The 18,863-nt window shown below is 64.9% G+C and carries 16 protein-coding genes and 1 riboswitch; of the genes, 7 read left to right on the top strand and 9 right to left on the bottom strand.

What is annotated here, in order from left to right; all coding sequences use genetic code 11:
* Positions 1 to 9 precede the first annotated feature (9 nt).
* The 8 genes from KIH77_RS03205 to KIH77_RS03170 all read right to left on the bottom strand — a co-directional run bounded on the left by KIH77_RS03205 (position 10) and on the right by KIH77_RS03170 (position 7,898).
* Positions 10 to 942, bottom strand: a complete 933-nt coding sequence (locus tag KIH77_RS03205) for an RluA family pseudouridine synthase (protein ID WP_219099654.1) — start codon at positions 940 to 942, stop codon at positions 10 to 12.
* Positions 942 to 1,493 (bottom strand): signal peptidase II, encoded by a 552-nt coding sequence (locus KIH77_RS03200; RefSeq protein WP_372445357.1) that lies wholly within the window; start codon positions 1,491 to 1,493, stop codon positions 942 to 944. Before KIH77_RS03200 ends, KIH77_RS03205 begins: the two co-directional genes overlap by 1 nt.
* Before the next feature lie 21 nt (positions 1,494 to 1,514).
* Positions 1,515 to 2,810, bottom strand: a complete 1,296-nt coding sequence (locus tag KIH77_RS03195; RefSeq protein ID WP_219099651.1) for a DivIVA domain-containing protein — start codon at positions 2,808 to 2,810, stop codon at positions 1,515 to 1,517.
* A gap of 134 nt (positions 2,811 to 2,944) precedes the next feature.
* Entirely contained in the window at positions 2,945 to 3,229 is a 285-nt protein-coding gene (locus KIH77_RS03190; protein WP_372445350.1) for a YggT family protein, read from the bottom strand.
* 54 nt (positions 3,230 to 3,283) lie between these two features.
* Positions 3,284 to 3,757, bottom strand: coding sequence for a cell division protein SepF (locus KIH77_RS03185; protein ID WP_219099649.1), 474 nt, complete (start codon positions 3,755 to 3,757; stop codon positions 3,284 to 3,286).
* A gap of 19 nt (positions 3,758 to 3,776) precedes the next feature.
* Positions 3,777 to 5,024 carry a cell division protein FtsZ gene (gene ftsZ, locus KIH77_RS03180; protein WP_219099647.1) on the bottom strand — a complete coding sequence of 416 codons (1,248 nt, stop codon included), beginning with the start codon at positions 5,022 to 5,024 and terminating at the stop codon, positions 3,777 to 3,779.
* A 98-nt stretch (positions 5,025 to 5,122) separates the two neighbouring features.
* Positions 5,123 to 6,283, bottom strand: coding sequence for a tRNA dihydrouridine synthase DusB (gene dusB / locus KIH77_RS03175; protein ID WP_219099645.1), 1,161 nt, complete (start codon positions 6,281 to 6,283; stop codon positions 5,123 to 5,125).
* 139 nt (positions 6,284 to 6,422) lie between these two features.
* Entirely contained in the window at positions 6,423 to 7,898 is a 1,476-nt protein-coding gene (locus KIH77_RS03170; protein WP_219099643.1) for a glycine--tRNA ligase, read from the bottom strand.
* 134 nt (positions 7,899 to 8,032) lie between these two features.
* Positions 8,033 to 8,144: riboswitch (TPP riboswitch) on the top strand.
* Here KIH77_RS03170 and thiM point away from each other — a divergent pair.
* The 6 genes from thiM to KIH77_RS03135 all read left to right on the top strand — a co-directional run bounded on the left by thiM (position 8,136) and on the right by KIH77_RS03135 (position 16,328).
* Positions 8,136 to 9,023, top strand: a complete 888-nt coding sequence (gene thiM, locus KIH77_RS03165; protein WP_219099641.1) for a hydroxyethylthiazole kinase — start codon at positions 8,136 to 8,138, stop codon at positions 9,021 to 9,023. It overlaps the preceding riboswitch by 9 nt.
* Positions 9,020 to 10,120: an MTH1187 family thiamine-binding protein gene (locus tag KIH77_RS03160; RefSeq protein WP_236024428.1), complete on the top strand. Its 1,101-nt coding sequence runs from the start codon at positions 9,020 to 9,022 to the stop codon at positions 10,118 to 10,120. Before thiM ends, KIH77_RS03160 begins: the two co-directional genes overlap by 4 nt.
* 40 nt (positions 10,121 to 10,160) lie before the next feature.
* A complete protein-coding gene (locus KIH77_RS03150) occupies positions 10,161 to 11,210 on the top strand; it encodes a LacI family DNA-binding transcriptional regulator (RefSeq protein WP_219099639.1) in 1,050 nt (349 codons plus the stop codon).
* A gap of 122 nt (positions 11,211 to 11,332) precedes the next feature.
* The gene (locus KIH77_RS03145) at positions 11,333 to 12,847 is read left to right on the top strand and encodes a glycoside hydrolase family 32 protein (RefSeq protein WP_219099637.1); all 1,515 of its coding nucleotides are present in this window, start codon (positions 11,333 to 11,335) and stop codon (positions 12,845 to 12,847) included.
* A 456-nt stretch (positions 12,848 to 13,303) separates the two neighbouring features.
* A complete protein-coding gene (locus KIH77_RS03140; RefSeq protein ID WP_219099636.1) occupies positions 13,304 to 14,650 on the top strand; it encodes an MFS transporter in 1,347 nt (448 codons plus the stop codon).
* Positions 14,651 to 14,753: 103 nt separating this feature from the next.
* On the top strand, positions 14,754 to 16,328 hold the full coding sequence (locus tag KIH77_RS03135; RefSeq protein WP_219099634.1) for a glycoside hydrolase family 32 protein: 1,575 nt from the start codon (positions 14,754 to 14,756) through the stop codon (positions 16,326 to 16,328).
* Positions 16,329 to 16,706: 378 nt separating this feature from the next.
* On the opposite strand, the gene KIH77_RS03130 is transcribed toward KIH77_RS03135, so the two are convergent.
* Positions 16,707 to 16,862 carry a hypothetical protein gene (locus KIH77_RS03130; protein ID WP_219099632.1) on the bottom strand — a complete coding sequence of 52 codons (156 nt, stop codon included), beginning with the start codon at positions 16,860 to 16,862 and terminating at the stop codon, positions 16,707 to 16,709.
* A 381-nt stretch (positions 16,863 to 17,243) separates the two neighbouring features.
* On the opposite strand from KIH77_RS03130, the gene KIH77_RS03125 reads away from it, so the two are divergent.
* Entirely contained in the window at positions 17,244 to 18,746 is a 1,503-nt protein-coding gene (locus KIH77_RS03125; protein WP_219099631.1) for a hypothetical protein, read from the top strand.
* Positions 18,747 to 18,863: the final 117 nt, after the last annotated feature.

Genomic DNA, 18,863 nt, shown 5'->3' with positions numbered 1-18,863 from the left:
CGGCCGGGGCTAGGCCTCGTCCCGCTGGTTCCTGCGTTCACGCAGCACGTCGAGCGCGTGCTGGAGGTCGGACGGATAATGGGATTCCACATGCGTCCAGACGTGGGTGCGCGGGTGGCGGAAATCCAATGCCATGGCGTGCAGCCATTGGCGCTCCAGACCAAGCGTTTCGGCGAGACGCGGGTTCGCCCCGTACATGTGGTCGCCGACCAGCGGGTGCCCGATGGATGAGAAGTGCACGCGAATCTGGTGCGTGCGGCCGGTCTCCAGATTGATTTTCGCCAGTGTGGCCTCGCCGAAGCGTTCAAGCACGTCCCAGTGGGTGACGGCCGGCTTGCCGGCGGGTGTGACGGTGAACCGGAAGTCGGAGACCTTGGCCCGGCCGATGGGTGCCTCGATGGTGGCCTTGTCCTGCGCCAAGTCGCCCTGGGCGATGGCATGGTAGGTCTTGACGACCTCATGCTCGGAGAACTGGCGTCGCATCTCCTTGTACGCCAGTTCGGACTTGCACACCAGCATGAGCCCGCTGGTGCCCACGTCGAGCCGGCTGACGATGCCCTGCCGTCCGGGTGCGCCATAGTCGGTGATGTGCACGCCGCGTTGCAGCAGGCTGCCCAGCACGGTGGGTCCGCTCCATCCGACCGAGGCGTGCGCGGCCACGCCGACGGGCTTGTCTACGATGACGATGTCGTCGTCCTCGTAGACGATCGCCATGTCCATGCTCACCGGTTCGGGCTCGGGCGCCCGGTCGACGATGTCGAACTCCACCATGTCGCCGGCGAGCAGCGTGGTGGAACGGTCGCTGGAACGGTGCAGAAGACGCACCTGCCCGGAGGAGATGAGCTCGCTGGACTTCGAGCGCGATTCGCCGGTCATCTTGGCCACGGCCACATCGAAGCGCTTGCCCACCAGGGCGTCGGGGGCGGGAACGATCGTCGACATCAGTGCACCTCCGTCGTGGACGATGCCGCCACATGCGGCGCATCCGCGTCGTCCTCCCGTCGCGGCGTCCGCAATGGCACGGACCTGAACACGAGTATGACCAATCCGATGCCCGCGACCATGAGCCAGATGTCGGCGACATTGCCGACCGACCACCCATAGTCGAGGAAGTCCACGACACTGCCGTCGAGCACACCCGTCGCGTAGATCACACGGTCGATGAGGTTGCCCGCCGCGCCCGCCAGGGCCAATCCCAGACATACGGCCCAAATCGGCGACGTGGTGCGCAGTCCGGCCACGAGGATGACCACGGACATGACGATGGCCAGCAGCGCGATGGCCCAGGTCATCGACGAGCCCATGCCCAGCGAAGCGCCGGGATTATGCAGCAGACGCAGCGACAGCAGCCCGGGGACCACCGTCACGGCATGCTGCGTGTCCAGTGATGCCAATGCCATCATCTTGGTGACGCGGTCGAGCGCCAGCGCGATGACGGCCACACATGCGAAGACGGCCACGCACAGACGCGGCCGTCTTGTCGAGTTGTTGATACCCATGCCGTATACGGAGGACTACTTGCTCAGCGGGTTGTCCTGCATGGTCGCGTAGTTGTTCGTGTCCGAGATCTGCGTGGTCAGCTGGCCGAGGAACTCGGTCAGGCGGCTGCGGTACTCGGCTTCGAACTGCTTGAGGCCCTCGATGTTGCCCTCGATGACCTTGGAGTCGTTGTACAGCTTCTCCTTGACCTGCTGTGCGTAGTCGTCGGCGGCGTCACGCGTGCGGCGATCGTACTGGTCGGCCACGTTGCGGGTCTTCTTCGCGGACTCCTCGGCGGTCTGGCGGGTCTGGGCGCTGTAGGCGTCGGCCTCGCTGCGCACCTGCTTGCTGTAGGCCTCGGTCTCCTCATGGGTCTTCTTGGAGTACTGGTCGGCCTGGTTGCGGGTCTTCACCGAGTAGTCGTCGGCCTCGCTGCGGGTCTTCTTGCTGTAGGCGTCGGCCTCGGAGTGGACGCGCTGCGAGTAGGCGTCGGCGTCCTGATGGATGCGCTTGCTGTAGGCGTCGGCCTTCTGGATGACGTCCTCGTGCTTGGCCTGGCCTTCGGAAATGAGCTGGTCACGCTGGGCCTTGCCCTTGTCGACATACTGGTCATGCAGCTGCATGGCGAGGGCGAGCATCGCGGTGGCGCGTTCGGGCTCGGTGGTGGCGCCGGCACCGGCACCGGCGATCTTGCGCAGGCTGCCGGTCTCGGTGGAGGGTTCGACCTTGGAGAGCTGTTCGCGCAGCTGGGATTCACGCGTCTTGGCGGCTTCGAGCTCGCGGGTGAGGGTGGCGATCTGGTTGTTGGCCTGGGCGGTCTGGCCGTTGGAGGAGTTCTGGGACTGCTGCAGCATGGCGATCTGCTGCTTGGCGGCCTGCAGCTGGTTGGCGAGTTCGGCGGAGCGGCGACGCTCGGCCTCGAACTGCGCGGACATGCCGTCGCTCTTGGCGGACTGGGCGGTGAGCTGGTCGATCTGGGCGTTGAGCTGGTCGACCTGGGACTTGAGCTGGCCGTTCTGGCTGATGAGCGCCTGCACCTGCTCGGCATCCGCGGAGGAGGTCTGCTGCTGGGGGGCCGCCTTGGCCTGGGCAAGTTCGTTCTGCAGCTTCCCGTTCTCGTTGGTCAGCTGCGAGATCTTCTCGTTCAGCGCCGCCACATCCGGACCGAGGGACTGGGTGGAACCCGACTGCGCTGCCTGGCTGCCGAGTGCCTCTACCGTTTCGGTGACCTCATCCAGGAAGTCATCGACCTCGTCGATGTCGTAGCCTTCCTTGAAACGAACCGTCTGGAAAATGTGGTTACGAATATCATTCGGTGTCAACAGGGCCATTGCAGATCCCAACCTCACTCTCAGCTCGATAGGAGCTCATGAAATTACGTACTCGAAACTATGCTAGCACGCCATCTATGACCGGACGGGGAACCCATGTCATTTGCGACGCGTGTTCTGGGGTGTCAGATGATTCAGATGATGATCTGCAGCACCACCAAGGCAAAATACAGGACGATGAAACTCACGTCAAGATATAATGCGCCGAGCGGTATCGGCCGGATGTACCTTCTCAGCCATCGCAGCGGGGGTTCGGTCAGCTGGTAGACGATGTCGATGAGCGACGCCACGACGCCACGCGGATACCAGCGGGGGGCGAGCACATTGACCCAATCGAGGATCATACGCACGAACAGCACGAAGATGTAGGCGTTGATCAGCCAGTCGAGGATCAGACGCAGGATAAATATCAAACTCATAGTGCAACCGTATCAACGCCCGCGGAACCGTTCGCCCCGCGCCGAACGGTTCCGTCAGTCACCGAAGATGTCGGCGTTGGAGTCCGCCGACGTGTCCTCGACCTTGATGTTGACCTGCGCCGGGCTGAGCAGGAACACGCGCGGGGTCACGCGTTCGATGGAGCCGCGGACGCCGAACACGACACCCGCGGAGAAGTCCACGATGCGATACGCCACGCTCTCCTCCACGCCGGTGAGGTTCAGCACCACGGGCACGCCGTCGCGGATGGCGCGGCCGACCAGCTGCGCCTCCTCATAGGTCTTGGGGTGAATCGTGGTGATGCGGTTGAGCTGTGCCTTGAACGGGGTCTGGCGGGAGCGCGACGCGGTCGCGGGGGCCGGGGATACCGGGGAGGCCGGCGTCACCGTGGTGTCGGAGTCGAACGACGATGGGACGACGTCGGGCTCCTCCTGCACGATGTCGTCGTCATCGACGTCGACATCGGCCATGCCGAGATACGACATCGTCTTCTTCATGAAACCGGCCATAGTTCTCCTTCAGAAAATGTCAGCGCAGGAAATCGGGGATGTCAAGATCGTCGAAGCCGGAATCCGGGAACGTGGTGCGCGGGTTGACCGCCGGCTGCTCGTTGGTGCTGTCGGGTGCGGCCTGCTGCGCGGGCTGGGGGGCCGGGGCCACGGGCGCGGCAGCCGGCTGCTGCTCGGGCTGCGGGGCGGGGCGGGTGCTCATGTCGTCGAGACGGAGCTCGGGGACCTCGGGCCTGGAGACCTCGGCACGGTCGCCCGACGTGGTGTTGCGTTCCACCGGACGATAGGAGCTCTTGACGTCCTTCTTCGCGTCGAAGCCGGCGGCGATGACCGTGACGCGCACCTCGTCGCCGTAGGCGTCGTCGAGGGCGAGACCCCAGATGATCTGCGCCTCCGGATGGACGGCCTCGCGCACGAGCTCGGCGGCCTCGTTGGCCTCCTGCAGGGAGAGGTTCATCGGGCCGGCGATGTTGAGCAGCACGCCGTGGGCGCCTTCGATGCTCGACTCGAGCAACGGGGAGCTGATGGCGATCTCCGCGGCCTGGTTGGCGCGGTCCTCGCCCCGTGCGGAGCCGATGCCGAACAGCGCGGTGCCGGAGTCCTTGAGCACGGAGGTGACGTCGGCGAAGTCGACGTGGATGTACGGGTTGACCATGGTGATGAGGTCGGTGATGCCCTGCACGCCGGCCAGCAGTGCGGAATCGGCGGTCTTGAACGCGTCGATGATGCTGATGGAGCGGTCGGACAAATCGAGCAGACGATCGTTGGGAATGACGATCAGCGCGTCGACCTCCTTGCTCAGGTTCTGGATGCCGGTGTCCGCGGAGGCGGAACGGCGCGGGCCCTCAAAGCTGAACGGACGGGTGACCACGGCCACGGTGAGCGCGCCGAGCTGGCGGGCGCAGCGGGCGACGAGGGGGCTGGCGCCGGTGCCGGTGCCGCCGCCCTCGCCGCAGGTGACGAACACCATGTCGGCGCCCTTGAGGGCCTCCTCGATGTCGGACTGGTGGTCCTGGGCCGCCTTGGCGCCCTTCTCCGGGTCGGCGCCGGCGCCGAGACCACGGTTGGAGTTGTCGGAAAGGGAGATCTTGACATCGGCATCCGAGCGCAACAGGTCGGTGGCATCCGTGTTGATGGCGACGAACTGGACGTTCTGCAGTCCTTCGGCGATCATTCGGTTCACCGCGTTGCCGCCGGCTCCGCCCACACCAACGACCTTGATGAGGGTCTTATTGTTGAAGTTGTCAGCTTCGGCAATGTCGCTCACTGTATGCTCCTGTCACTCACGGTTATGCCTAACTTTATCGCAGTATTACCGTTCAATCGTGAATATTGTATAGCGTGTACGGGTTTTCTCTATCGTCTTCAGTATGAGGCATCCAACGGATCGGCGCTAATCACCGTGCGTCGCTGCTCCTCGGTCAGCTCCTGGGAGTCGAGCCAGCCGTAGGGCAGATGGACCTTCTTCGCGTAGCGCACCCTCCCCCTCGGCTTGTCCTCGACGGCCCGCGGATAGGGGATGTCCGGGTCGAGGGAATCGACCTGACGGCGAACATCCCCCAAGTCTTCACATTCCATGAACGCCCTGCGGACGCCTCCCCCCACGGGGAAGCCCTTGAGATACCAGGCCACGTGCTTGCGCAGGTCGTGGACGGCCATGGTCTCGTCGCCGTCATAGAACTCGGTGAGCAGCTCGGCATGCCGCATGATGATGCGGCCCACCTCGCCGAGTGTGGGCTCCATGCGCTCGTCCGACCCGGCGAACGCGTTCCTGAGATCGGCGAACAGCCACGGACGGCCCTGGCATCCGCGGCCGATGGCCACGCCCGCGCAGCCGGTCTCGCGCACCATCGCCAGCGCGTCGTTCGCACTCCAGATGTCGCCGTTGCCGAAGACGGGGATGTCCAGCGCCTCCACGAGTTCGGCGATGCGGCTCCAGTCGGAGTGGCCACCGTAGTATTCGGCCGTGGTGCGCGCATGCAACGTCACCGCGGCGCATCCCTCCTCCTGTGCGATGCGCCCGGCCTGCAGGAACGTCTCGTGGTCGTGGTCGATGCCCACGCGGATCTTGGCGGTCACGGGGATGTCCGCCTCGGAGCAGACCTTCACCACGCGTTGGATTATCTCGCGGAACAGGCCGGTCTTCCACGGCAGCGCGGAGCCGCCGCCCCGACGGGTCACCTTGGGCACGGGACATCCGAAGTTCAGGTCCACATGGTCGGCCATGCCCTCGTCCACCACGATGCGCGCGGCCATCTCCACGATGGCGGGGCTCACGCCGTACAGCTGCAGCGAACGGATCCGCTCGCCCGGCGCGAACCGGCACAGCCGCAACGCCTTGGGATTGCGCGCCACCAGGGCGCGGGCCGTGATCATCTCGGCCACGTACAACCCCTCGGGTCCGTACTCCTCGCACAATACGCGGAACGGCCAGTTGGTCACGCCCGCCATCGGCGACAGCACGACCGGGGTCTTCACATGAATGGGGCCGAGCTCGACCGGAGGCAGGGAGACGTTCTCTTCCATATTCCTTCACTTCTTGGGATGATTGGTGTCGTGTACGGCCGGACAGACGACTAAAGGGTGGCGTCTCTCAGGGGCGCCACCCTTGTTCCGGCCGTCGCCGGCGGCTCCCCGTCCCCGGGGAGTGGATGCATCGCGGAAATCAGTACAGGCCGCCGGCCTCGTTGATCTTCACGGAGTCGGGCCATGCCTCGCCGCCCATGGAGACGGGCTTCATCGGCACGCGGGTGCGGTGCTCGCCGATGCGGGCGTCCACGTATTCGGCGACCCTGTCCAGCGAGACGCGCTCCTGGTTCATGGTGTCACGGTCGCGGATGGTCACGGCGTGGTCGTCGAGCGTGTCGAAGTCGACGGTGACGCACAGCGGGGTGCCGATCTCGTCCTGACGGCGGTAGCGGCGGCCGATGGCGCCGGACTCATCGTAGTCGATCATCCACTCATGCTGGCGCAGGTCGGCGGCAAGGTCCTCGGCCACGGACTTCAGTTCAGGCTTCTTGCTCAGCGGCAGCACGGCGGCCTTGACCGGGGCGAGCCTCGGGTCGAGACGCAGCACGGTGCGCTTGTCCACGCCGCCCTTGGTGTTCGGGGCCTCGTCGACGTCGTAGGCGTCCACCAGGAAGCACATGAGCGAGCGGGTCAGGCCGGCGGCCGGCTCGATGACGTACGGCACGTACTTCTCGCCGGTGGCCTGGTTGAAGTAGCTCAGGTCCTCGCCCGAGTGCTTGGAGTGCGCGGAGAGGTCGAAGTCGGTGCGGTTGGCCACGCCCTCGAGCTCGCCCCAGTCGGAGCCCTGGAAGCCGAACTTGTATTCGATGTCCACGGTGCGCTTGGAGTAGTGGGCGAGCTTCTCCTTCGGATGCTCGTAGTGGCGCAGGTTCTCCGGCTTGACGCCGAGGTCCAGGTACCACTGGGTGCGGGCGTCGATCCAGTACTGATGCCAGTCCTCGTCGGTGCCGGGCTGGACGAAGAACTCCATCTCCATCTGCTCGAACTCGCGGGTGCGGAAGATGAAGTTGCCGGGCGTGATCTCGTTGCGGAAGCTCTTGCCGATGTTCGCGATGCCGAACGGCGGCTTGGAGCGCGAGGAGGTCATCACGTTCTTGAAGTCCACGAAGATGCCCTGCGCGGTCTCCGGGCGCAGGTAGTGCAGGCTGTTCTCGTCCTCCACCGGGCCGAGGTGGGTGCGCAGCATCATGTTGAAGTCGCGCGGCTCGGTCCACTTGCCGCGGGTGCCGCAGTTCGGGCAGACGATGTCGGCCATGCCGTTCTCCGGCAGCTTGTCGCCGTGCTTCTCGGCGTAGCTCTCCTCGAGCTTGTCGGCGCGGTTGCGCTTGTGGCAGTTCAGGCATTCGACGAGCGGGTCGTTGAACACGGAGACGTGGCCGGAGGCCACCCACACCTCGGAAGGCAGGATGATGGAGGTGTCCACGCCCACGACGTCGCCACGGGTGACGACCATGGAGCGCCACCACTCACGCTTGATGTTGTCCTTCAGGGCGACGCCGAGCGGGCCGTAGTCCCAAGCGGAACGCGTGCCGCCATAGATCTCGCCAGCCGGGAACACGAATCCGCGGCGCTTCGCCAGGGACACCACCGCGTCAAGTTTCGATTCAGCCACAATCCACCTTCTATATATGGTCAACGATGTCGAAATAGTCGGCACCGACTCTACCGCCCAGCACTGACACGCATTCCCGTCGCCGCGCCGGCCGCGCGCACCGCCACTGTCCTAGCCGCCGCATACGTTATGGAGCATCATGCCAGGGGAACCGGCGCGGCTCGGGCCGCAAGGTTGAGAAGGCCACGGCCTGACCCTTGGAACCTGTTGGCTAACACCATCGTAGGGAGGCATTCGATGACTTCGACAACACGATCCGCGACCCCGGAGGCCCACCGCAACCTCGGCATCGGCAGCCCGCTGCGCCAGTCCGTCGCCGAGGCGGTGGCGGCCGTGCGGCGCACCACGCCGCTGGCGCAGTCGCTCACCAACTTCGTCACCATCAACCTCGTCGCCAATGCGCAGCTGGCCGTGGGCGGCACCGCAGCCATGCACTACAGCGGCGAGGAAGCCGCCGCGCTCGACCGCGGAGCGTCCGGGGCCACCTACATCAACATGGGCACCCTGCTGGAGCCGTTCCGCACCGAGTACCCCGCCGCGGCCCGCGACGCCGCCGAGCACGGCCTGCCCTGGGTGCTCGACCCCGTGGGCGCCGGCGCCGGCGAACTGCGCGGCGCCATCCTGCGCGCGTTCGCCGCCACTCCCCCGACCATCATCCGCTGCAACGCCTCCGAGGCCATCGCCCTCGCCGGCATCTGGGGTCTCGACGGCGCCGACTCGCGCAGCCGGGCCGGCGTGGAGGCCAGCGACGAGGTGGACGCCGCCATCCCCGCCGCCCGCGCGCTGGCGCGGTTCACGGGAGGCGTGGTCTCGGTCTCCGGTGCCGTCGACCTGGTGACCGACGGCACGGACGGCTATCGGCTGCCCGGCGGCAGCACGTGGATGACCAAGATCACCGGCGCTGGCTGCTCGCTCGGCGGCGTCACCGCCACCTACGCCTGCGTGGCCGAGCCGCTGACCGCCGCCATCGCCGCCGCCCTGCACTACAACCGCGCCGCGGACAGCGCCGAACGCGAGGCGAACGGCCCCGGATCGTTCCAGACGGCGTTCCTCGACGCCCTGTGGAACACCACGGCCGACGAGATCGCCCAGTCCCCTATCTACATGGAAAAGGACATGTCATGACCCTTCGATTCCCCTATGCCTCCATGCGCGATTCGTTCGACCTTTCCGCGTATCTGGTGCTCGGCCCCGACGACACGCACGGCCGCCCTGTCACGGACGTCGTCCGTCAGGCGCTCGACGGCGGCGTCACCATCGTGCAGCTGCGAGCCAAGCACGCCGACGCCGGCGAGATCATCGACATGGCGCGCGACATCGCGCAGGTCATCGACGAGGCCGGCAAGTCCGACACGGTGCCGCTGCTCATCGACGACCGTCTCGACGCGGTGCTCGCCGCCCGCGACCTCGGCATCAAGGTGGACGGCGTGCATGTGGGCCAGACCGACGTGCCGGCGACATCCTGCCGTGAATTGCTCGGGCCGGACGCCATCGTCGGCCTCTCCGCCAACACCACGGAGCTGTTCGACATCATCGAAGACCTCCCCGCGGGCGTGGTGGACTACATCGGCGCGGGCGCCGTCCACCCGACCGGCACCAAGCCCGAGGCCACGCTCATCGAGAAGGCCGACGACGACGCCGAATCCATCGAGGCCATCGCCCGCCTGTGCGAGGCCAGCGACTATCCGGTGGTGGTGGGCGGCGGCGTGAAGCTCGCCGACATCGCCCCGCTCGCGCGCACGAAGGCTGCCGGCTGGTTCGTGGTCTCGGCCATCGCCGGCGCCGACGACCCACGTCTCGCCACGGAACAACTCGTGGACGCGTGGCGGGCCGTGCGCGGTGGCGAACGCCACGGCCACACGCCCCGTCCGAAGGCCCTGCTGACCCATGAGACGGCCAACGCGGCCAACCGCTACGTCAACACGCTCGCCCAGCTGACCATCTGGCCGACCGGCGTGGGCGAGGAGCTCAGCGAATACGTCGCTCAGGTTATCGATGTCATTCGCGATTCCGGCCTCGACAACAGCACCCACGCCATGAGCACCGACATCGAGGGGGATTACGACGACGTACTCGATCTGGTCAAACGCGCGGCATTCGTGCTCTATGACCATGGATACCGCACCCAGGTGAGCTTGCAGATGGACATGCGTCCGGGATTCGACCATCAGATGAACGGAAAAGTCGAGTTGGTGAACAAAATCCTTAGGCAAAAGCAATAAACGCGGCAAAAATCGCACGCAAAGCGTTAACGTAGTGCATATGACAACGATGAAGGAGATCGCTGAGCGCACGGGGGTATCAATCTCGACGGTGTCGTTGGTATTGAACAACAGGGACGTCGGTCGCGTGAAACCATCCGTCGCCGAAAAAGTGCGGAAAATCGCCAAGACACTGGGATACAGGCCGAATCCGCTCGCAAGGAGCCTTCGGACCAGCAAGACCCGCATCCTCGGTTTTGTCAGCGATGAAATCGCCACCACGCCATATGCGGGACGCCTGATCCTGGGGGCCCAGGACGCCGCGCGATCACTGGGGTACATGCTGCTGACCGTCAACACGAACGGCGACGCCGACCTTGAGGACCATGAGATCAGCACGCTCAAGCAGTACGGGGTCGACGGGTTCATCTATGCGCGTATGTTCAACCAGCGCACGAAGCTGCCCACCGGGATGAGTCCCCTTCCCACGGTGCTGCTCGACGGCAGCGACGTGGACGGCCGTACGCCGTCCATAGTTCCCGACGAGGAATCCATCGGATACGATGCCACGCGCCATCTCATCCGAGCCGGATGCCGGCATATCGCCTACATCGGCGCCGTCGACCGCGCCTACGCCGCCGACACGGGCCGACGCGCCGGATACCGCCGGGCCCTGCAGGAGGCCGGGCGCCCGTTCGACTCCCGGCTCGAGGCCGGCACGACCTTCAACCAGCCGGCGCTCGACGCCGTCGAGCGGCTGTTCGACGAGCAGCACCCCGATGGGTTCTTCTGCTTCAACGACGCCCGCGCATGGTACGTCTACGAGGCGGCCGCCCGTCGCGGCCTCGTCGTCGGCCGCGACATCAGCGTCGTCGGCGTGGACAACCACCGCATCTTCGCCGAAACGCTGGCACCGCAGCTGACCACCGTGGACCTGCCGCACTACGAGATGGGGTACTGGAGCACGCTGAAGCTCGTCGCGCTCATCGAGCACCGTTCGCTCGGCGGGCTGCCGCTGCCGGAGACACGCTCCCCCATCCCGCCGCTGGACACCAACACGGCTCGCATCCACTGCACGCTGATTCGCAAGAAGTCGGTCGTCGGGATGTGATGACGTCGTGTCGTCGGCGCACGATACCGACGCCGACACGACGGCGCCGCATATCCTCGGTGATATCCGACGATAATCGTTCGCCTTTCCTATAATCGTTTGACATAGAGAAAGGGCATTCAATGACGAATGACGGCAACAGGGAGTTCACCGACCATGACGAGGCGCTGGCGCGCGCCGAGGCGGGCGTCGCCGCGTTGGCGGCCGAACGCAACGACCGGTGGTATCCGAGGTTCCATATAGCCTCACCCGGCGGATGGATCAACGACCCGATCGGACCATGCCGTTTCAAGGACCGCTGGCACGTGTTCTACCAGCTGCATCCGTACGGCACGCAATGGGGGTCCATGCACTGGGGCCATGTCTCCAGCGACGACATGGTCTCATGGCGGCGCGAGCCGATCGCGCTGGCGCCAAGTCTGGAGGCGGAACGCGACGGCGTGTTCGCCGGGTCGGCGGTGGTCGGCGACGACGGCCGCATGTGGCTGTTCTATACGGGACACCGCTGGGCCAACGGCGTGGACGACGCCGACGGCAACTTCGAGGTGCAGTGCGCCGCCGTCTCCGATGACGGCGTGCATTTCAGGAAGCTCGGCGTCGTCATCGACAATATCGACCGGTTCCCCGACTTCCGCGACCCGAAGGTGTGGAAGCAGGACGGCCTGTGGTACATGGTCTTCGGCATGAGCACGAGGGACCGTCGCGGCCAGGTGTTGCTCTACGTCTCCGAGGACATGCGCATCTGGCATTTCGACCGCATCCTCTACCGGCATCCGAACCCCAGCGTGTACATGCTCGAATGCCCGGACTTCTTCCCGCTGAAGGACAAGGAGGGCAACGAGTCGTGGGTCCTGAGCTTCTCCGCCATGGGCGAGCGCCCGAACGGGTTCGCCAACCGCAACCACCACAACGCCGGCTACGTCATCGGGTCGTGGGAGCCGGGAGAGGCGTTCACCCCGCGCACGGAGTTCCGCATGTGGGACTGGGGGCATAACTTCTACGCCCCGCAGTCGATGCCGGCGCCCGACGGCCGGCGCCTCCAATACGGTTGGATGAGCGCGTTCGTGCCGCCCATCCCCAATCAGGGCGACGGCTGGTGCGGGCAGCTCACCGTGCCCCGGCAGATTCGTCTTGACTCGTACGGCTGCATCCGGTCGAACCCCGCCGACGAGCTGGAAGGCCTGAGGGAGAGCACCGTCACGTTCGCGCCGTTCACGCTGGGCATCAACGAGACGCGGACGATCGTCGAGGACGGCGGTGCCGTCGAAATAGAGATGGAGATCGATATCAACCACTCCACGGCCGAGTTCGGAGGCCTGAAGGTGCATTCGACGTCGGACAACGCGCACACGTGCGTTTACTACGACGCGCAGACGCACCGTATCCTCATCGACCGGCACTCCAATGCGCGGGGCGACCGAGGCTACCGTGCGGCGCCGTTCACCAGCAACTCGCTGAAGCTGCGGGTGTTCATCGACAGCGCTTCCGTGGAGGTGTTCGTCAACGACGGCGAGCAGGCGATGACCTCGTACAGCTTCCCCTCCGAAGGACCGCAGGCCGTGGAGATCAGCGCCGAATCCGGCACGCTGGACATCCCCTTCCTGCGCGTGCACCACCTGCGCCCCATCGGCCTGTAGCCCCGTCACCGTCATCCCGGGCGCAGGCCACGCTCCCAATGTCATCCTGAGCGGGCGCTCCGCTCAGGATGACAGGAAGGCTTCTTCCACATCCATCTCCATTATCGCGACACGCCGAGTGAATCCGTCGTTTTTCGCAGTTTTCCCAGTGATTCCACCATATCCTCCGTTTTCATTGTCAACATTGACGTCAATCGTTTGACGAAACGTCGTTGATACGTTAATATCGTTAATCAAGACCACGGCGACGAGGCAAGGCAGTGAGGCCCCGGCCAACGAGTGCAACCCCGGTGACACAGACACAATCCAGTGGCACCACCCGACAACACGACACAGACAACACCACGGCCGAGCGCGACCCCTATGACGTGCCCCGGACGCCGGGTCTGCGTTTATCCACACACAGCCGCAAAGCTGCGGACCTCTGTAGGAAACCGCGAGAGAAAAGGAAACGACATGGCAAGCAAAAAGGTCTGGCAGAACCCCTCGTATCTGCAAAGCTCCTTCGGCATCTTTCTGTTCTTCTGCTCCTGGGGCATCTGGTGGTCGTTCTTCCAGCGCTGGCTCATCTCCGGAGTGGGACTGACCAACGCCGAGGTCGGCACCATCTACTCCATCAACTCGCTGGCCACACTGGTCATCATGTTCATCTACGGCACCATCCAGGACCAGCTCGGCATCAAGCGCAAGCTCGTGGTCTTCGTGGCCCTGGTCGCCGCGCTCGTCGGCCCGTTCGTGCAGTTCGTCTACGCGCCGATGATCCTCGCCGGCGGCACCACGCGCTACATCGGCGCGTTCATCGGCGCCGTCGTGCTCTCCGCGGGCTTCATGTCCGGATGCTCGCTGTTCGAGGCCATCACCGAACGCTACTCGCGCAAGTTCGGTTTCGAATACGGCCAGTCCCGCGCCTGGAGCTCCTTCGGCTACGCCATCGTCGCCCTGTGCGCCGGCTTCCTGTTCAACATCAACCCGCTGCTCAACTTCTGGGTCGGATCCGCGTTCGGCGTGTGCATGCTGCTCGTCTACGCCTTCTGGGTGCCGAAGGAGCAGAGGGAGGAATTGAAGAAGGAGTCCGACCCGAACGCCGAACCCACCAACCCCTCCTTCAAGGAGATGGTGGCCGTGCTCAAGATGCCGACCCTGTGGGTGCTCATCGTCTTCATGCTGCTGACCAACACCTTCTACACCGTGTTCGACCAGCAGATGTTCCCCACCTACTACGCCAACCTCTTCCCCACCGAGGCCATCGGCAACGCCACCTACGGCACGCTCAACGGCTTCCAGGTGTTCCTCGAGTCCGCCATGATGGGCGTCGTGCCGATCATCATGAAGAAGGTCGGCGTGCGCAACGCCCTGCTGCTCGGCGCCACCGTGATGTTCCTGCGCATCGGCCTGTGCGGCGTGTTCCACGACCCGGTCACCGTCTCCATTGTCAAGCTGTTCCACTCCATCGAGGTGCCGCTGTTCTGCCTGCCGGCGTTCCGCTACTTCACCCTGCACTTCGACACCAAGCTCTCCGCCACGCTGTACATGGTGGGCTTCCAGATCGCCTCGCAGGTGGGCCAGGTCATCTTCTCCACGCCGCTGGGCGCCTTCCATGACAAGATGGCCCAGGTGCTGCCGAACAACGACATGGGCTCGCGCGTGACCTTCTGGGTCATCTCCGCCATCGTGCTGTGCGCGCTGATCTACGGCTTCTTCGTCATCAAGCGCGACGATCAGGAGGTCGGCGGCGACCCGTTCTACACCGACAGGCAGCTGCGCGAGATGGAGGCCGCCAAGACCTCCGAAGCCAAGGCCTGATTCCGCGGCACCGTCCGGCTCCCCTCACCGAGGGGAGCCCACCGTCATATCGAACGTCAGATCCACAACCCACAACCCACAACCAGGAAAGGACCATTCAACGATGAGTGATTTCAAGCCCACCCACTCCCCCATCAAGGACCATGCGGAGGAACTCGCCAAGGCCGAGGCCGGCGTCGCCAGGATGGCCGCCGAACGCAACGACCGCTGGTATCCGAAGTTCCACATCGCCTCCAACGGCGGCTGGATCAACGACCCGAACGGACTGTGCCACTACAACGGCCGCTGGCACGTCTACTACCAGCTGCACCCCTACGGCACCCAATGGGGTCCGATGCACTGGGGCCACGTCTCCTCCGAAGACATGGTCACGTGGCGCCGCGAACCCATCGCCTTCGCCCCCAGCCTCGAGGAGGAGAAGAACGGCGTGTTCTCCGGATCCGCAGTCATCGGCGACGACGGCAAGCCGAAGTTCTACTACACGGGCCACCGCTGGGCCAACGGCATCGACGGCTCCGACGGCGAATGGCAGGTGCAGATGCTCGCCGAACCGACCGACGACACGCTGGACTCCTTCGAGAAGAAGGGCATGGTCGTCGATTGCCCGCGCGACAGGGTGCACTGGCACTTCCGCGACCCGAAGGTGTGGAAGACGAACGGCGTATGGTACATGACATTCGGCGTCTCCTCCGCCGAACAGCGCGGCCAGATGTGGCTGTACACCTCCGACGACATGGTCGAATGGACATTCAAGACCGTGTTGTTCGAACATCCGGACCCGGACGTGTTCATGCTCGAATGCCCCGACTTCTTCCCCGTCACCGACAAGGACGGCAACGAGAAGTGGGTCATCGGATTCTCCGCCATGGGCTCGAAGCCGAACGGCTTCATGAACCGCAACGTCAACAACGCCGGCTACATGATCGGCACGTGGGAGCCGGGCGGCGAGTTCAAGCCTGAGACCGACTTCCGTCTGTGGGACTGCGGCCACAACTTCTATGCGCCGCAGTCGTTCAACACCGTTCCCGGCGACACGGCGAGCAACACCGACGGCCGTCAGATCATGTACGGCTGGCTCAGCCCGTTCGTCGATCCCATCCCGATGCAGGAGGACGGCTGGTGCGGCCAGCTGACCCTGCCGCGCGAGGTGTTCCTCGGCGACGACGGCGACGTGCACACCGCGCCGGCCGCGGAGATCGAAGCCCTGCGCGAGGATTCCAATGATTTCGGCGCGGTCGATGTCGCCTCCGGCACCGAATTCACGGTGGCGGACGACGCCGAGGCGATGGAGATCGAGATGACCATCGACCTCAAGGCCACCACGGCCGAACGCGCGGGCGTCAAGGTGCATGCCACCGAGGACGGCTCCTACACGTACGTCGCCTACGACGACCAGATCGGCGGCGTCGTGGTGGACCGTCAGGCCAACAAGTACGGCGACCGCGGCTACCGCATGGCCCCGCTCGACCCGGCCGAGCTCGAGGCCGGCGAGCTGAAGCTGCGCGTGTTCGTGGACCGCGGCTCCGTGGAGGTCTACGTGAACGACGGACACCAGGCGATGAGCTCCTACAGCTACGCGGCCGAGGGCCCGCGCGCCGTGCGGCTCGCCGCCGAATCCGGCGACCTCAAGGTCTCGTCGCTCACCACTCACAACCTGAAGTCCATCGGACTGGAGTGAGCGGTACAAGGCACCCCACATATACCAGAGGAATCGGCCTTCGGCCGATGCGGTGTTGTCTCGGCCTTACGGCCGGGTCTCTCCCTCAGTCTCGCTACGCTCGACAGCTCCCTCGTCAGAGGGCGCCGCTTCGCGGTATCGACCTCCCTCTGACGAGGGAGGTGGCACGCCGTAAGGCGTGACGGAGGGAGAGATCGCGGACGTCAGTCCGCAATGTCATCGCATCGGCCGAGGGCCGATTCCATTCCCTCCGCCGCCAATCACATCTCCTTGGGCTCATAGCGGCGCACGAACACACGATACGACGCCACAAACGCGGCGACGACCCGTCTGGACTACGTACCTGAAGCATGCGTCCACGGCTTTCGTACCACCCCATCAGCAGCCGTCACGGTCGCCGGCGGCATCTTGCGTGGCATAGTCTTCGTTAGGCATGTCGTGCAGTTCGGCGAGCGGGATCTCCACCGGCTTCGCCGTCGTAACGACGTCGCCGAATCCCTTGCGCAACCATTGGGTCGGCTGCCTCTTCATCATGCTGTCGCCTTTCGAGATGACGAAAGCGCCTTTGCCCGGACGTCCCTCACTACGCCCTCATCGGCCAGTTCGACGTACGCCCTGATGATGGTGAGACGGTTGACGGATGGTGAACACGAAGCAAACGACAAGGGGTTGGTTGGTCACATACCAATACCCCCGAATTAGGTTGTGGCGAAATATCCCTACGACGTCAGTAATTACGTAGTTTTCATTAACCTCGACAACCCCCGTCAACAGCGGTACGATGGGCGTAGTCGTGGGGTTTTATCGGCATCGCCGTTTGTGTTGCAGTGATGGATGACACTGCCGGATAACACCGCATGGCGCCCCACCCTCGCGGAACGGGGCCATATACCCAAGAGACAAGGAAGTTCACCCATGACGATCATGGAGAAGAAAAGCCGACTCGGCCGTGCGGCCGCCGGCCTGCTCGCCGCGGCACTGACCCTCGGCATGGCCGGATTCGCCGGCACCACCGCCGCATCCGCCGCCGACGCGAAGTACGAGACGTATGATTTCCAGCTGTCGGGACTGCCGACGCATAACGACTCGGTCAAGACCAGCGCCCTCGGCATCGTGGCCGTCAACAGCGACAAGGATGTGCCGAAGGCCGTGTTGAACGACGGCACCGCCACCAAGGACGCCCACACCACCGAAACCAAGTACGTCGGCGTCAAGCCGGGCGAATACACGGTGACCTATACGGCGACCGGCGACCAGCAGAAGACCGCGCAGGTCGGCATGTACACCGGGTCCGCCACCACGGACGGCATCTTCCACTCCAATGGCAGGTACAGCTCCTTCTCCCTCGCCGTCAAGGGATACGAGTCCAGCACCACCGTCGAATCCAAGAAGGTGAACCTCTCCCCCGCCGGCGCCTATCTGACGGTCCTCGGCGGAGACAAGACCGGCACCATCCACCTGACCAGCACCACGCCCTCCCAGCCCGACCCGCAGCCGACCACCAAGTCGGTGAGCATCATCGACGAGCAGGGTGAAACCCTCACCGCCGGCACCCTGACGGTCGGCGTCGAGCTCGGCCTGAGCGCCAAGGTCACGAACGTGGACAAAGACTACTTCACATGGGGACTCACGCAGACCGATAAGGTCATCGAATTCGTCGACAACGGCGCGAATCCCAAGACCGACGTACGTGTCAAGGCACTGAAGGCCGGCACGGCCAAGGTCACGCTGACCGGCAGGACGGGCACCGCCGCCGAAGGCCTCTCCGCCACGCTCACCATCACCGTGAAGGAGAAGCAGGAGACCAAGCCCGTCGACCCGCTGGCCAAGTTCAACGACAAGGAACGCGCCTACCTCGAGGCCTCGTACTGGGTTCTCCCGAGCCAGACGGACACCAGCAAGGGCTTCGACGGATGGTCCCCGACGAAGACCGTGTACACCAAGCTCACCGCCACGGATCTTAAGGGCCTGAAGAACTCCGTGCCCAACTACTCCGTGCAGGACGCCGACGCGCTGTTCCACTACATCGGCGCCACCGGCAGGGACGAGGGCGGTGCCTACTACGCCACCTACAAGAACGGCAAGAAGGTTGGCTTGGGCGCCGACTACGACACCCAGACCGTGACCTACACCGGCCGCGAGTCCGGTGCGACCATCACCTACGTGTTCACCATGCTCGACAAGGTGGTGCTGCCCGGCAGCAACACGCCGAACAAGGGCGGCGAGACCGACACCACCAAGAAGCCGGCCGCCGACACCACTGCCAAGAAGCCCGCGCCCGCCGCCACCACGACGAACGCCAACGCCGTGAAGTCCAACGGCCTGGCCAAGACGGGCGCCGACGTCACCACCGGCGTCGTCGCCATGCTCGTCCTGCTGGGTGCGGGCGCCGCGCTGACGCTGCGCAAGCGCGCCTGAGCATCTGACTGAGTGCCTGACGCACTGTCCCGCTGCAAAAAAAGGACCCGGTTCCGCATTCCACGGAGCCGGGTCCTCCGTTTTCCTCCCCCGGACAAACGATATCCATGGTTGCCT

The sequence above is a fragment of the Bifidobacterium pluvialisilvae genome, from assembly GCF_019331695.1.
Classification (GTDB): domain Bacteria; phylum Actinomycetota; class Actinomycetes; order Actinomycetales; family Bifidobacteriaceae; genus Galliscardovia; species Galliscardovia pluvialisilvae.
The sequence above is the reverse complement of the archived record's forward strand: the minus strand, read 5'-3'. Positions and strand labels throughout refer to the sequence as shown.